The organism is Agrobacterium tumefaciens, from assembly GCA_025560025.1.
Lineage (GTDB): Bacteria > Pseudomonadota > Alphaproteobacteria > Rhizobiales > Rhizobiaceae > Agrobacterium.
In genome coordinates, this window is sequence record CP048487.1 from 297,738 (window position 1) to 313,028 (window position 15,291).

The following is a 15,291-nucleotide window of genomic DNA, read 5'->3' on the forward strand; positions in this document are numbered from 1 at the left end:
GTCGCGGTGCGAAGCGCGCGCGTTGCGTAGCTGAGGAATGTAGACGTCACAGCTCTTTGGCCTTTTCACTTTCTGGAATCAGCTGGAAACACGGTTCCGTCGAACAACTTCCGGGCCGTCCTTACGGTGCCCGCACCTTGGATCTGGCCATCGGGTTTGAGATCGAGGAAGATCTCCATGTCGCCTGTCGGGTGCTCAATTCTGTAGCGACCATCGTCGGGACACACCGCAAGTGCATTTGCGGGGGATGCAGTGAGCCTAGTGCTCGTCGCCACCGTGACCGCGGCAAGCACACCGACGGAAGCATGAACCCGACGGGGAATGAAGCTGCGGGTGTTAATCGCTCCACCAGCTTTCGGTTTCGACACGAGCGTCATCTTGGGCACCGAAGCCTTGCTGACATCGCCGAGATTCATCATCGGTCCAGCCTGTAATCGGATGGACTCGATCCGTTTCTTCAACGCTTCGTTGACCTCGATTTCTTCTCGCGTCTCCTGGCCGGACAGGCCAAAATCCGAAGCCCGCATGATGACGCACGGCATGCCGTTGTCGATCAGCGTTGCTTCGACCCCATCGATCACATCGACTTCGTTGCCTGTCGGCAGGAGTGCCCCGCACATGGAGCCCTCCGTGTTTGTGAAGAGGATCGGCACCGCCGCGTGCGTGCCAGGCACGCCTGCGATATTGGTCTCTCCGACATAGGTGACCTTGCCGCCGGGCGTGCTTATCTTGGCGACGGCTACCTCACCGGAATTGACCATGTGAATCCGCACGGGCGTGATATCACCAGTGGCCGAAACCAGACCTCTCTCGATGGCGGCCGGCCCGACACCCGCGAGGATATTGCCGCATCCCTGAGCATCGCTCACCAGCGCCTTGTCGACAAAGACCTGGAGGAATAGGTAATCGACATCGGCGTCGCCCCTGCTCGGTGGTGAAAGAACCGCAACCTTCGATGTCAGCGGATCGGCGCCACCGATGCCGTCGATCTGGCGAGGATCGGGAGAACCCATGATCCGGAGGAGAAGCTCATCCCGTTCCTGGGGCAGGACCGGAAGATCGCTGGCAAGCAAATAGGCGCCCTTCGATGTTCCACCGCGCATCCAGAGGCACGGGATACCATCCTCATACATACTTCAGTCCTTTCGCTTCAAGCTTCGGGCGCATCTCGTAGATATCGAGACCCAGTTCGCCTGCAGAAAGGCGCTTTCGCTTGCTGTCCTCGTTGGCGACACGCTTCTCGGCGGCGCCGGCAACTGCCTCGGCATCGGCTCGCTTCACGACGCAGACGCCGTCATCGTCGGCAATGACGATATCACCCGGCTCCACGTACGCGCTGGCGCAGACCACTGGCACATTCACTGACCCAAGGGTTTCCTTGACGGTTCCCTGGGCGGATACGGCCTTCGACCAGACCGGAAACTTCATCGCCGTCAGGTCCCTGACGTCGCGCACGCCAGCGTCGATGACGAGCCCACGGCAGCCGCGAGCGGTCGCAGACGTTGCGAGAAGGTCGCCGAAATAACCGTCCTCACATGGCGACGTCGGCGCCAGCACGAGGATGTCACCTTCCCTCAGCTGCTCGATCGCCACATGGATCATCCAGTTGTCACCTGGAGGCGCGGAAATCGTGACGGCCGATCCGGCAATCCCTGCGCCCGAATATATCGGTCGCATGTAGCTGGAGAGCAGTCCCGTCCGGCCTTGGGCCTCGTGCACCGTTGCCACTCCGGCGGCGCAGAGACGATCAATGACCGATTGCTCTGCGCGTTCGATGTTCTGTACGACAATGCCCATTGTTATTCTCCTTTCGGCGCCACGGGCGGTGTGCCGTGGGTATGGAATGTTTCGATGGTCTTGAGGCCCCAGGCCTGCCCCTTCTTGCGCTCGGCTTCAGTCCAGACGACAGGCTCCCAGTCAGGAGCCAAGATCAGGCGCGCGCCGGCATTGGCAAGCTCGACCCGGTTACCGGCCGGCTCCCAGACGTAAAGAAAGAACGTTCCCTGAATCGCGTGCTTGTGCGGTCCGGTTTCGATGTGAACCCCGTTCTCCAGAAAGATGTCGGCGGCCCGGAGAATGTCCTCTCGCGTGTCCGTCGCGTAGGTGACGTGATGGAGACGGGCGTCACCCTTGCCATGTTCTTCAGTGCAGGCGAGATCGTATCCCTTGTTGTTGATCGTGAACCAGCAGCCACCAATGCGGCCATTGTCGAGCTGGATCATTTCCGTCACCCTCGCGCCGAGGCAGGTCTGCATGAAGCGACGGAATTCGGTGACATCGGACGCAAGCAGATTGAGGTGGTCGATGCGGCGTGGGTGGCAACCTTGACCGTGATAGCGGGAGGCGATGTTCTTCAGGGCGGGCCTGTGCTCTTCCGGCGGCTCGTAGCGCACCGTGTCGTAGTAGATCTCGAACACGTGACCGAACGGATCCTCGAAACGGAAAGCCCGTCCGTGGCCCTCGTCGCCGTCGACCCAGCCAATGACCTTGACGCCGCTCTCCTCGATCGCCCTCACCCGGCGCCGCAGCGCCTCCGGAGACGACGCGCGGTAGGCAATGTGCCCGACGCCCGTCGTGTGGTGGCGGGTGAGCTTCAGGGTATGGAACTCGTAGTCGTCCCACGCCCTGAGATAAGCCGAGTTCTCGTCCTGCGCGGACAGCGTCAGACCGTAGACGCGCAGGAAGAAGTCGAGACTATCATCGAACTTGTCCGTGTACATCTCGACGTGTGCTAGATGCGCGATATCGAAGCAGGGCTCCATGTTCATCCTCCCAAGATCGGTCAAAGCTCGTCGACCGTTCGCGGAAAGATCGACTGGAATCCTTCCGCATATTTCGATGCGCGGCCGCCGGACTGGCCACCGGAGTTGCGCTGGAAGTGGTTGGCACGGTTCTGGGCGACCCGCGTGTAGAACTCCCAGAGGTGTTCCTGGCCTTCCATGCACTCGATCGCCGCGCGTTTTTTCTCCCAGACAGGCGTGATATCGAGGAAGACATCGGGCTTCCAGCCCATCTGCTCCGTCTGATGCGGCTCGAACAGATAGAGCTGCGGGGCGCCAAGCACCTTCTGACCGGGCTTGTGACCCCACGCCTGGGCAATCATACGCGTTTCCAGCGCCACCTGAGTGGCATACATGTGGTCGGTATTGTAGGGATCATACTGGGAGTGGCTCAGCATGAAAGACGGCTGGACATCGCGGATCACGTCGACGAGGCGGTACTTGTCCTCGTCGGTCAGTCGCAGCGGATAGTCGCCGAGGTCGAAGCTGATGAGATCATGGACGCCGAGCGCCTTTGCAGCTTTCTCGGCCTCGTTGCGCCGCGCCGCCTTGACCTTCTCAAGGGTCATACCGCTTTCTTTCCAGAGTTTGGCGGACTCGCCGCGCTCGCCAAAAGAGAGGCATACGACGGTCACATCGTACCCCAGGTCCGCATGCAGGGCGATCGCGCCTCCGCAGCGCCAGACGAAATCGGCTGCGTGGGCGCTGACGACGAGCGCAGTTTTCTTATCCGACATTTGATGTCTCCTTCTTGTTGGGCGGAAATATCGCGCCCGGAAGGCCTTCTTGCCAATTTCGAATTCGCGCGGTGTCGATAACATTTAGCTATAGTCGGCGAAACGGCGGCCGAGCAAACCGCGGAGCTATAGCAAAATCTTATCTCGTCTCGGCCATTTTGAAATAGCCTTCTCCAGCCTTTGCCTGCACCCTTGACCCAGTACAACTGGCTCGCGACGGGCCTGTAACGTGTCGTGCCTTCTCAAGACAAGAAGATTGACGGCACGGGGAGGAAACATGTTGACCCTTCTTTTCGACGGGCTGGCCTATGGAATGCTCTTGTTCGTGCTGTCGTGCGGACTGGCAGTTACACTTGGCCTGATGAACTTCATCAATCTGGCGCACGGGGCGTTCGCCATGGCTGGCGGCTATGTCACTGTCGTTTTGACCAATCGCTGGGGCGTACCCTTTTTGCTGACGCTACCGCTGGCGTTCATCTTCACGGCCATCGCCGGACTGGTTCTGGAGCGGACACTCTACACGCGCCTGTTTGACAAGAGCCATCTCGACCAGGTCCTGTTCTCAATCGGCATCGTCTTCATCGCGGTGGCAGGCGTCGACTATCTCATGGGATCGCAACAGCAGATCCTCACTCTGCCCGAGTTCCTGAAAGGCCGGATCTCGATCTTCGGCGTCGGGATCGGGATCTATCGTGCCTTTCTCATCCTTGTCTGTGGCGTTCTTGCAGCGTGCCTACAGCTCATCCTCAGCCGCACGCGCTTTGGCAGCGGATTGAGGGCATCTGTGGATGATCGTCGGGTGGCTCGCGGTGTCGGCATCCGCGTCAACACGATCTTCGCGGCGACCTTCGCGGTTGGCTCCGGTCTTGCCGGCCTTGGGGGAGCACTCGGCGCCGAAATCCTTGGTCTCGACCCAACCTTCCCGCTGAAGTTCATGGTCTACTTCCTGATCGTCGTGTCCGTCGGCGGAACGTCCAGTATGACTGGGCCCCTTGTCGCCTCGATCCTGCTTGGAGTGGCCGACGTACTCGGCAAATACTACTTGCCGTCTCTCGGTGGCTTCATCATCTACATCGTGCTCGTGGCTGTCCTTGTTGTCCGTCCCCAGGGCCTTTTCGCGAGGAATGGCTGATGTCGACCACAAATCTACATTCTCGGTCCGCCGCCGTTAAGGCCAGCTTGAAGCGACAGACGCGTTGGGGATTGCTCGAGATCATCTTCTGGGTGGCTGCTGTCGCATCCTGGTTCTTCCTCCCGGACCAGCATCTCATCCTCACCGAGATCACGATCTTCGCCGTGCTCGCGCTATCAATCGATCTCATTCTTGGATACGCAGGTATCGTGACCCTTGGCCAGTCGGCCTTGTACGGTACTGGTGCGTATGCCAGCGGCCTGTTCTCGATATACGTCACTGGAGATCCGCTTACAGGCTTGCTGGTCGGCGCACTCGCAGGTGCTGCAGTGGCGTTGGCGACCAGCCTCCTGCTGCTGCGCGGCGCGGATCTCACCCGCCTGATGGTAACGCTCGGCGTTGCTGCTGTACTTTACGAGATCGCCAATCAGGCGGCCTGGCTGACGGGGGGCGCCGATGGACTGCAGGGCATTACCATCGAGCCACTATTCGGCTCTTTCGACTTCGACATCTATGGCCATGTCGGTTACGCGTACTGCCTGACGGTCCTCTTAGTGCTGTTCGTTCTTGCCCGCTACATCGTGGCGTCGCCTTTCGGCAACTCCCTCAAGGCGATCCGCGACAATCCGCTGCGCGCTTCCGCGGTCGGTATCCCGGTGAAGGCCCGCCAGATTGCGATCTACACGCTGGCCGGAGCCTATGCCGGGATCGCTGGCGCACTGTTCACTCAGACGCAGCAGTTCATCTCCCTCGACGCATTGTCCTTCCAGAAATCAGCTGACGGGCTGATGGTGCTGGTCATCGGCGGTACAGGCTATCTCTACGGCGGCATGATCGGGGCGCTTGTCTACGAACTGATCCAGGACGCCTTGTCGTCCGTCACCCCCCAGTACTGGCAATTCTGGCTCGGCGTTCTTCTGGTTGCCTTCGTTCTTGTCGGTCGTGACCGTCCCCACCAGCTGATCGAGCGGATCGCATCACGCGGCTTCGGCGCGCGAAAGGAAACTTCTTCGATCCGAGCATCGAAAGGAGAAGCGTCATGACCACGCTGGCACTCGAAACCAAAGGCCTGAACAAGATGTTTGGAGCCCTGAATACGACGACCGATGTCAATTTCCGCCTCGAGCGGGGAGCTCGTCATGCACTAATTGGCCCGAATGGTGCGGGCAAGACGACATTCATCAATCTGCTGACGGGGGTACTACAGCCCTCGAGTGGTGAAATCTTCCTCAACGGCGAGGACGTCACCCGTCAGAAGTTGGAGCGCCGCGTCGCAAAGGGACTGGTTCGAACCTTCCAGATCAATCAGCTTTTCCCTGGGCTGACGGTCATCGAGAGCTTGGCACTGGTGATCGCCGAACGCGACCGCTGCGGATGGACCCTATTTCGGCCGACGCACGCCATCAGGCAATTGGAACAGGAAGTGGCTGGGCTGCTGGAAGACTTCGGCCTCGACAATGTTGGCGACGAGAAATGCTCGGCGCTGCCATACGGCAAGCAACGTCTTCTGGAGATCGCATTGGCGATTGCTTCCAAACCCCGTGTGCTGCTCCTAGACGAACCCGCCGCAGGTGTGCCGGAAGCGGAGCGGAAGGAAGTCATGAAGCGGATTGCGGCCTTGTCGTCCGACGTCTCGATTCTTCTGATCGAGCACGACATGGACCTCGTCTTCAAGTTTGCGAACCGGATCTCGGTTCTCGTCGCCGGAGCGCTCTTCGCTGAAGGCACCGTCGATCAGATCGCACAGGATCAGCGCGTCAAGGAAGTCTACCTCGGAGGGGCGCATGGCTGACCTACTTACGATCGATGCGCTTTCCGCCGGATATGGCAAGGCGACCGTGCTCTACAACGTCAGCCTCTCCGTCGAGCAGGGAACGGCGCTTGCGCTGCTTGGCCGCAACGGCGTCGGCAAGACGACGACGCTGAACACGATCGTCGGACTGACCCGCTACCAGACCGGCTCCATCAAGCTCGGCGGCACGTCCATCGAGCGCATGGCGCCGGAGCGAAGGGTAGAAGCAGGCGTCGGCTGGGTCCCGCAGGAGCGCGGCGTCTTCCGCTCCCTGACCGTCGAGGAAAACATCACCGCCGTTGCGAGGCCGGGACGGTGGACGCTGCAGGCGGTCTATGAGCTTTTCCCACGGCTTCAGGAGCGTCGCTCGAACCTCGGCAACCAGCTTTCAGGTGGCGAGCAACAGATGCTGTCAATCGCCCGTGCACTTGTCCTCAACCCTCGGATCCTGCTGCTAGACGAGCCGACGGAGGGTCTCGCGCCAATCATCGTCGAGCAGCTTCTAGCAGCCATCAGACGGATCGTCCGCGAGGAAGGTCTGGCCGCAATCATCGTCGAGCAGCACGCCCAGCAAATCCTGGCGATCACGGATCGCGCCGTCATTCTCGACCGCGGAAGCGTCGCCTACGCGGGCGATAGTGCCTCCTTGGCGAATGATCGCGAGACGCTGGGCAAGTATCTGGGCGTCGGGGCAGCATAGCAATCGCTTCCGGTACCCACTGAATGAAATCAAGCATTGGCGTGCCGATCAAAGGTGGTTTGCACGCGGTTAACAAGGAGGAGAGAATGAACATGAAAAGCATCATCGCCGGAGCAGCTGCCATGCTGTCGGTCATGGGGTCGATCACGATTTCCGCGCATGCCGAAGACGCTGTGAAGGTTGGCGTCGTCATCCCAATGACGGGCGGGTTCCAGTCTAACGGTCGCCAGATCAACGCCGCGCTGAAGACTTACGTCGCAACGCATGGTGACACCGCCGGCGGCAAGAAGGTCGAGTTCATCGTCAAGGACGACGCAAGCTCGCCAGACAATGCGCTGCGCATCTCGCAGGAACTTGTCACCAACGATAAGGTCTCGATCCTGACCGGGTTTGGCAACACGCCGACAGCGCTTGCGGTGGCCCAACTTTCCAAGCGCGCAAAGATCCCGCAGGTCATCATGGTGGCGGCCACGTCTTCCATCATGAAGGCGTCGCCGTACATGCTCCGCACATCCTGGACGATCCCGCAGGTCGCGAGCGTCATCGGCAAATGGGCTCCCGAGAACGGCACCAAGAAGTTCGTCTCGATCGTTTCGGACTATGGGCCGGGCAAGGATGCCGAGGAGTGGTTTTCGAAAACGCTGCAAGAAAACGGCGGCACGATTGTCTTTAAGGTCAAGGTGCCACTCGCAAACCCTGATTTTGCGCCCTTCCTGCAACGTGCTGCCGACGAGAAGCCCGACGGTCTCTTCGTCTTCGTTCCAACGGGCGCCGGTGCCGCATTCATGAAGCAGTTCGTCGAACGCGGTCTCGACAAGTCGGGCATCAAGGTCATCGCAATGGCCGATGTCACGGATGACGATCTGCTCAATGACATGGGCGAGCCTGCGCTTGGCGTCATCACCGGAGGCCCTTACTCCACCAGCCATGACTCCGCCGAGAACAAGTCGTTCGTCGAGGCCTTCAAGAAGAACAACGACGGCATGCGTCCGAACATGGTTGCGACTGCGGCATGGGATGCTCTCAACCTCATCTACAAGACGCTCGACAAGACCAAGGGCGACGCCAGCGGCGCGACCTTTGTGAAGGCGGCCGAAGGCATGCAACTCGCCAGCCCGCGCGGGCCGATGTCGATCGATCCCGAGACGCGCGACATCGTCCAGAACATCTACATGCGTAAGGTGGAGAAAGTCGGCGACGAATTCTACAACACTGAGTTCCAGACGATCGAGAACGTGAAGGATCCGGCACACTGAATCCGGCTTGCGGAGGCGCAACACGCCTCCGCATTTCGATATTAATGACCCGAAATCGAGAGGATTGAGCATGATAGACGTTGGCCTGGTTGGCTTTGGAGAGGCCGCGCAGGCATTCGTATCCGGATGGCGCGCCGACGAAATCAGCCGCCGCGCGCTTGGGGACGTTGCGGCTTTTGATGTGAAGGTCGAAGATTTAGTGTCACGTTCATCGCTGCAGGAGTGCTGCAACGATCTCGAAGTACGCTGTGCCGAGATTCCGGCTGAAGCTCTGGCAGCGCGCCAGGTCGTGTTTAGTCTTGTTACTGCCGACAAAGCGTTGCGGGCTGCAACACGGGCGGCCCCCAATCTCTCGAAGGGGGCTCTCTTTCTCGACTGCAATTCATGTTCCCCCAACACGAAATCAAAGGCCGCAGCCGTCGTCGAGGGTGCCGGGGGCATTTATGTCGACGTCGCGGTCATGGCACCCGTTCATCCCGCGCGTCATCGCACGGTGCTTCTGCTGTCAGGCGCAGGCGCCGAGGAAGCCCTCGCCATCGTTTCCAAGCTCAACATGAACGCCAAGATCGCAGGGGACACAGTCGGACAGGCATCCTCCATCAAGATGCTTAGGTCAGTGATGATCAAGGGCTTCGAAGCACTCACCGCAGAATGTTTTCTTGCTGCAAGGCGCGCTGGAGTGGAAGCTGCGGTGCTTGCTTCCCTGCAATCTTCCGATCCCGGGCTGGACTGGACCAAGCGAGCAGCCTACAACCTCGAGAGAATGATGGTCCATGGTCAGCGAAGAGCTGCGGAAATGATCGAGGTTGCCGCGACGCTGAGGGAACTCGGCCTTCCTGACCGAATGGCGACCGCCACGGCTGAATGGCAACGCCAGATCGGCGGCAAAGGCACTCGGTCCGTCTCGGACACGCTGGAAGCAAGGGCAGACGCGATTTTGGGGTCAACACTCGATTGAACAAACTGAAGTCGTCGAACGGACAGATTCAGCATAACCTCAGGCATCTGAGGGTGTTTCTGACCGTGGTCAACACCAACTCGGTCACGAACGCGGCGGAAGCCTGCCACTTGTCTCAGCCCGCTGTCACTCAGGCGTTGACCAAGATCGAAAGGGCGCTTCAATCGAAGCTCTTGACCAGAACGCCCCAAGGCATCTTCACAACCAGTTACGGAGACATTCTTGCAAAGCGGGTGCGACGCGCCTTTGCATATCTGGATCCAGCCCTCGACGACCTGAGCCCACGCCTGCGCATGCTCACTACCACATCCCAGCTTCGCGCCTTGATTGCTGTGCGCGAAGCTCAGAACTTCACGCTCGCGGCAAAGAAGCTAGGGTTGGCGCAGCCGACGGTCCATCGCGCCGTCACGCAGTTCGAGGAAGAGGCCGGCCGGCCGTTGTTTGATCGCACCTCATTTGGAATTACGGCCACCAAGGCAGCCAATACTCTAGCTCAGGCCGCGCGGCTGGCTCTTGCCGAATTAACCCAGGCAGAGGCAGATCTTGCCGATGCGAATGAGCAGGAGGTAGGAAAGATTGTCATTGGCGCAATGCCCCTCTCCCGCTCTTTCGTACTGCCACGGGCGATCGCGAACTTTCGCAAGCATCGTCCGACAACGCCAATACAAATCCTGGAGGGGCCTTACGCGGACCTTCTGGGTGGATTGCGACGCGGTGAAATTGACTTCCTTATCGGCGCGATGCGTGAGCCCGCCCCAATCGGCGATGTCGAGCAGCGAGTGCTGTTCGACGACACCATTGTTGTGGTCGCGGGAAAAAATCACCCCCTTCTAAAGGGCGGAACGCCGACTGCCGAGCAGCTTGCTGCTTATCCGTGGGTTGTCGGACAGGTGGGAACGCCAATTCGCAAACATTTCGAGTCGATGTTCATGGAATTGGGTCGCCAACCCCCCAGCATAGTTGAATCCAGTTCTCTTATCCTGATGCGCGAACTTCTGGACCGTACTGATCACCTAGGATGCGTTTCGTTCCTTCAGGCACAGGCGGAGATATCGAGAGGGCTGCTGAGGGCATTGCCACTCGATCTGGAGCACACGTCGCGACCCATTGGTCTTACCCTTCGCGCTGATTGGCTTCCCACAGCCGCACAGCAATTGTTCCTGGACTTGGTTGAGCAGACGGGGAAGGAACCAATCATATCGTCCCATTCGATGGTTGAAGCATCCACCTCTGAAACCTACGACACCGACTGCAACCAAAAGCCAAAGGTGAGGCATGAATGAGAGCGTAGCCGCGGTTCTAGAGGAATACCACGAACCCACACTGAATTCGACGTTTGCCGCTTTCGCCGAGCACTATGGAGCAAATGAAGGGAATCGAACCAACGACCGTTGCGAGACCACAAATAGAAAAGCCTTTGAAATCGGCTACTTAATCGTGACGCTCGTTTGAAGTTTATGGCCGCCTGTTGGTCCCCAATGCCGTCTCATCTCGCGCGGGCACCTGAAGGCTACGCGAACGTCAGTCGGAGAAGTCGTTGGCTACGGCCGACATGTCGTCGCGCGTTCTTGCGATCCATCCCAACTTAGCTCCAATCTCGCCTGCACACTCCACGAGTTTCCGGGCCAAATCGGTGAGGTTGTCCGCATCAATAAGACTTGCGAGGGTGGAGACAGAGACCGCGGCCACGACGTTACTGTTTCTATCGAATACCGGCGCTGCGAGGCAGAATAGACCAGCCTGGTACTCTTGGTCGTCTGTCGCCCACCCGCGTTCTCGCACACGGACGAGGTCATTTGAAAGGTCTTCCGATGAAGTCATTGTGTGTTGAGTGAACGAGTGCAGCGGAGCGGCGAATAGCGCGTCGTCGAGTGCCTCGGCCCAAAGCCAACTGGCAAGCACCTTTCCAACCGCGGTTGCGTGTAATGGCATTTGAACACCCGGCTGGATCGATAGCCGGACGACACCGGGAGCCTCTATCTGCTCGATGTAGATTGCGGTTCGTCCGTCTCGCACCGCAAGATTAACTGGCAATCCGGTCTTGTCAGCGAGCATTCGCATCGCGGGTAGTGCTACGCGATCCAGCTTCCGATTCTGGAGAACGCTGGACCCGACGGTAAATGCGCGCAGTCCCACAGAAAACAAGCCTGTCGCACCGTCGTAATCGACGAAACCGCGCCCCCTTAGCGTTTCCAGCAAACGCGATGCTGTTGTTGGCGTCATCTCAACCGCGCGCGCCAGTGCACTCAATGTCGCCTCGCGCTCGACACTGAGATGCTCGAGTAGTGCGAGACCCCGGTCAAGCGTTCGAGTGACTGGGATTGCCTCACGCGATCTGTTCCTTCCGCGAACGCTCATAGCGCCCTCGTCTTTGCAATGTGCGATTTGTTGAGGAGGCGCTCCCAGGACACGAGATGGCGCGCAACCTGTTCCTCAATGCCGGTATAGAGGAACGATCCCCCGCTGAGCACTTTGGTATGGACCTGAGGAGCCGCCAGAGCGTCTCTCCTGATCCTCTCGAAGAAGCCATCGATATCGCCCTCACCCCGCCCTTCACAGTCACCGAACCAGGTCAGGACCGGCACATCAACCTTAGCAAGGGCGGGAGGTTGGCCGTTGCCTCCGTACAACTCCCCATGCACACGTGGCCGCTTTGCATAGGATTGTGCGCTGACCGTATTGGGAGCCATCCCCGGACGCGTACCCCAAGGCAAAAGCTGCCATCCACGACCCGCAGCCACCAACACCTCGGCTTCTTCGACCTTGGAGGGATCGAGCTGGTCTCGTACAAGCGACCCCGACGAGGCAAACACCACTCCTGCAACCCCTGCGCTCCCGCGCTCGGCGATATCGACAACAATCTTGGCGGCCCCCCAGCCATGGCCGACCATGATCGCACTGCCCTGCCACCGCTCATTTACATACCCACGCCATGGGCTGAGGTCCTTGGGCGCTTCTGACAAGTATTCCCATGCCGAACCGGCAAGTTTCGAACCCCCTGGGCCACGCAGCCATGCCCCAAAATTGTGGCCGCGTGTTTCGACTGACAAAAACCTTAGCCCTGCTCGTGCTACCACTCGACCGATCTCTACGTACTCTCGTTCTGCAAAGCCAAGGCTAACCCCGTGGACCCATATGATGGTGTTCGTAGGGGTAGCGCCGGCTGACTCGATTAGACACCCGGTTAAAGTGAAGCCATCTTCGGATTGCACGTGCAAAATCTGCTCCCGAATTTCAGTGCTAGTCACAGCCGGTTTCACGAAAAATATCTCCTCGACGGAACGGATGAGAGCAATTAAAACATGACCAATTTGTCATTCAATGACAAATAAAATCATTTGTTGACAAAATCAATATAATAAATAGCTTCCCCTTCGATTTAACCCACAGGGGATTGCAATGAAGATCACCAAAGTCACCTCCGAATACTATTCCTGGCCGCGCCCGGTTCCGCTTACAAATGGCGTCGATACGTGGACCGACGTCCGGCGGGCGGTCGTGAAGATCGAGACCGACGAGGGGATCACCGGGATTGGCGTTGGGGGTGCCGCGGCAGGTGAACGACAGTTCCGTGACGCTTTCGCTGCAAAGCTGATCGACCAGGATCCGTTGTTGACCGAGAGGATCTGGGCAAGCCTCTGGAGCCCCAAGCTTTCGGGACGTCGCGGATACGAGACGCGAGCTCTATCTTCGATCGACTTCGCCCTCTGGGACATTAAGGGCAAAGCCGCCGGGCTGCCGCTCTACAAGCTGCTTGGTGGGTACCGTAATCGTGTCGCCAGCTACGTCGCCGGCGGCTACTACGGCCCCGACAAGACCATCAAGGATCTGCAGGCTGAGATGGTCCGCTACGTCGAACGCGGCGCCAAGGCTGTGAAGATGAAGGTGGGCGCCGTCGCTTTGAGCGAGGACGTCGCCCGTGTGAAAGCGGTGCGCGAGGCGATCGGCCCGGATATCCGCCTGATGATCGATGTGAACTGTGCCTATCGCTATTATGAGGCGATCCAGTTTTCCCGCCGTGTCGAGGACTTCGATATTTTCTGGCTGGAAGAACCGGTTCAGCCTGACGACTACGAAGGCATGGAGAAGATCGCGCGCGCCTCGTCCATCCCTCTGGCGGCGGGCGAAAACGAGTACACGAAGTTCGGCTTCAGGGATCTCATCGCCACACAATCGGTCGCCATTCTCCAACCCGACGCTCGCTGGATGGGCGGCGTGACAGAGTTCATCAAAGTGGCATCGATGGCGGAAGCACATGGCCTCGACATCGCTGCCCACGGTGATCAGCAGGTACACCTCCACCTCCTCGGCGCGATCCCGAACGCGCTTTATCTCGAGTACTACCCTGTCGAGTTCGATCCCATGCATGGCCAGGTCTACCTCGAAACGCCGAAGATTCAGGCCGATGGCTCGGTCGAACTTCTGGAAACGCCTGGGCTTGGCCTGGCGCACAATGAAGAAGCGCTCGCCAAGTATCGCATTTCTCTTTGAGAGCCACTCGCAACCCATTCGCTGCTCAACCAGGAAGTTCACGATGACTGACCAATTCAAACTCGATAAGTCCGGCCTCACGGCTCTGACCGGCGACAGCAATCGCCGATCCGTTCTCAAGGGCCTGGTCGGTGCTGCCACGGCAACTGTCGTGGGCGGCCTGGCTACGCCTCGCGTCGCACGAGCGGCGAATGTGGTTCGCTTTCTTCACGATGAAACGGATCCGCCCACAATCGAATTCTTCAACAAGGCAATTGCTGCGTTCGAAAAGGACAATCCCGGCGTGACAATCGAAATGGAGGCAGTCGGCACCGCCGGCCGCCTGCAGAAGGTTGCGGCAATGCTCAATGCGGGCACGATGCCCGAGATCTTCAAGATTCTTCCCGAGGAACGCTTCAGCTTCGGAAAGCAGGGCTTTCTTGAGCCGCTCGACGACGTCATCGCCGAGATCGGCGTCGACGAATATCCGGAGCGAATGATCGCGCCCATCGAAGGCAACCGCTTCTCTATTCCCTACACCATCGGTCACTCGAGCGTCTTCTGGTATCGTGACGATCTTCTCACGCAAAACGGGATCAAACCGCCAAAGGATTGGGCCGAATACCTCTCCGCCGCGAAGGAACTGACCAGTGGCGACCAGTACGGCACTGTTTTTCCAGCCAACAAGAACCGGGTCACCTCGCTGTTCTTCTCCCAGTATTACTGGTCGGCTGGCGGCACCTATTTCGACAAGGACCTCAATCTGGTCTTTGGCGGCGACGCTGCGGTCAAAGCGCTGGAATTCCAGCGCGAATTGGCAAAGTCGGCTCCTCCGAGCATTTCGAGCTACGTCAACAACGACCTTGTCAACGCTTACCTGACGGAAAAAGTGGCGATCGACATCTGGGCCGGTAGGCTTGTCTCGACGGCGGCTCTGAACAAGCCGGACCTGATTGCCCGGACAAAGGCCGCCAAGCGTCCGGCAGGGCCGGCCGGCGTCGGGGTTGGCTTCTCAAACGCCAACAGTCTAGCACTCGCGTCGGAAAAAGTGGGCGCGACCAGCATCGCGGCGGCCAAGAAGTTCCTCACCTACATCCTGACTGGCGACAGGGCTGTCGATTTCGCCCTGACGGCCTACCCGCATCTGATCCCGCCGACCAAGTCGGTACGCGCCGATTCGCGGCTTCTTCAAGGGACGCCTCAACTGAAGTGCAGGAGCGATCTGGCGGAAGCAAGCTTCGATATCTCCAACACGCTCGATTTCGAGTCCGAGGCCGGTGCGCGCATCGTCGATGGCAAGGTTGTCACGGCCGGTGTCGTCAACCCGTTGATCGGTGACATCATCGCCCGTGACATCCCCGCACAAATTGTCCAGCGCGTGCTGCTGCAAGGCGCTGAGCCAAGCGACGCTGTGGCATGGGGACGGTCACAGATGGAAGCGATCCTGGCCGCGAAGAAGGGCTAAG

At 59.2% G+C, this 15,291-nt stretch carries 15 protein-coding genes; 9 read left to right on the top strand and 6 right to left on the bottom strand.

Annotated elements, in window-relative coordinates; all coding sequences use genetic code 11:
• Positions 1–65 precede the first annotated feature (65 nt).
• Genes FY152_25080 through FY152_25095 form a run of 4 tightly spaced genes read right to left on the bottom strand, consistent with a single transcriptional unit; the run spans position 66 to position 3,517 of the window.
• Complete coding sequence (locus FY152_25080) at positions 66–1,133, bottom strand: 4-oxalomesaconate tautomerase (protein UXS35411.1); 1,068 nt, start codon at positions 1,131–1,133, stop codon at positions 66–68.
• Complete coding sequence (ligK, locus tag FY152_25085) at positions 1,126–1,797, bottom strand: 4-carboxy-4-hydroxy-2-oxoadipate aldolase/oxaloacetate decarboxylase (protein ID UXS35412.1); 672 nt, start codon at positions 1,795–1,797, stop codon at positions 1,126–1,128. The genes FY152_25080 and ligK overlap by 8 nt, the downstream gene beginning before the upstream one ends.
• Before the next feature lie 2 nt (positions 1,798–1,799).
• Positions 1,800–2,762 (bottom strand): catechol 2,3-dioxygenase, encoded by a 963-nt coding sequence (locus FY152_25090; GenBank protein ID UXS35413.1) that lies wholly within the window; start codon positions 2,760–2,762, stop codon positions 1,800–1,802.
• Positions 2,763–2,782: 20 nt separating this feature from the next.
• A complete protein-coding gene (locus FY152_25095; GenBank protein UXS35414.1) occupies positions 2,783–3,517 on the bottom strand; it encodes a PIG-L family deacetylase in 735 nt (244 codons plus the stop codon).
• Between the two features lie 277 nt (positions 3,518–3,794).
• Between FY152_25095 and FY152_25100 the strand changes: the two genes are divergently transcribed.
• The 7 genes from FY152_25100 (at position 3,795) to FY152_25130 (ending at position 10,638) form a co-directional block, all read left to right on the top strand.
• Positions 3,795–4,649 carry a branched-chain amino acid ABC transporter permease gene (locus FY152_25100; protein UXS35415.1) on the top strand — a complete coding sequence of 285 codons (855 nt, stop codon included), beginning with the start codon at positions 3,795–3,797 and terminating at the stop codon, positions 4,647–4,649.
• A complete protein-coding gene (locus FY152_25105) occupies positions 4,649–5,692 on the top strand; it encodes a branched-chain amino acid ABC transporter permease (protein ID UXS35416.1) in 1,044 nt (347 codons plus the stop codon). The genes FY152_25100 and FY152_25105 overlap by 1 nt, the downstream gene beginning before the upstream one ends.
• On the top strand, positions 5,689–6,441 hold the full coding sequence (locus FY152_25110; protein ID UXS35417.1) for an ABC transporter ATP-binding protein: 753 nt from the start codon (positions 5,689–5,691) through the stop codon (positions 6,439–6,441). Before FY152_25105 ends, FY152_25110 begins: the two co-directional genes overlap by 4 nt.
• On the top strand, positions 6,434–7,141 hold the full coding sequence (locus FY152_25115) for an ABC transporter ATP-binding protein (protein ID UXS35418.1): 708 nt from the start codon (positions 6,434–6,436) through the stop codon (positions 7,139–7,141). The genes FY152_25110 and FY152_25115 overlap by 8 nt, the downstream gene beginning before the upstream one ends.
• Before the next feature lie 86 nt (positions 7,142–7,227).
• On the top strand, positions 7,228–8,397 hold the full coding sequence (locus FY152_25120) for an ABC transporter substrate-binding protein (protein UXS35419.1): 1,170 nt from the start codon (positions 7,228–7,230) through the stop codon (positions 8,395–8,397).
• A 70-nt stretch (positions 8,398–8,467) separates the two neighbouring features.
• Positions 8,468–9,355 (top strand): NAD(P)-dependent oxidoreductase, encoded by an 888-nt coding sequence (locus tag FY152_25125; protein UXS35515.1) that lies wholly within the window; start codon positions 8,468–8,470, stop codon positions 9,353–9,355.
• Positions 9,262–10,638 carry a LysR family transcriptional regulator gene (locus FY152_25130; GenBank protein ID UXS35420.1) on the top strand — a complete coding sequence of 459 codons (1,377 nt, stop codon included), beginning with the start codon at positions 9,262–9,264 and terminating at the stop codon, positions 10,636–10,638. The genes FY152_25125 and FY152_25130 overlap by 94 nt, the downstream gene beginning before the upstream one ends.
• A gap of 238 nt (positions 10,639–10,876) precedes the next feature.
• Here the strand turns inward: FY152_25130 and FY152_25135 are convergent, their stop codons facing one another.
• Positions 10,877–11,713, bottom strand: a complete 837-nt coding sequence (locus FY152_25135) for an IclR family transcriptional regulator (protein UXS35421.1) — start codon at positions 11,711–11,713, stop codon at positions 10,877–10,879.
• Positions 11,710–12,246 carry a hypothetical protein gene (locus FY152_25140; protein UXS35422.1) on the bottom strand — a complete coding sequence of 179 codons (537 nt, stop codon included), beginning with the start codon at positions 12,244–12,246 and terminating at the stop codon, positions 11,710–11,712. Before FY152_25140 ends, FY152_25135 begins: the two co-directional genes overlap by 4 nt.
• A 508-nt stretch (positions 12,247–12,754) precedes the next feature.
• Between FY152_25140 and FY152_25145 the strand changes: the two genes are divergently transcribed.
• Positions 12,755–13,846: a mandelate racemase/muconate lactonizing enzyme family protein gene (locus tag FY152_25145; protein ID UXS35423.1), complete on the top strand. Its 1,092-nt coding sequence runs from the start codon at positions 12,755–12,757 to the stop codon at positions 13,844–13,846.
• Positions 13,761–15,290: an extracellular solute-binding protein gene (locus FY152_25150; GenBank protein UXS35424.1), complete on the top strand. Its 1,530-nt coding sequence runs from the start codon at positions 13,761–13,763 to the stop codon at positions 15,288–15,290. Before FY152_25145 ends, FY152_25150 begins: the two co-directional genes overlap by 86 nt.
• Position 15,291 lies beyond the last annotated feature (1 nt).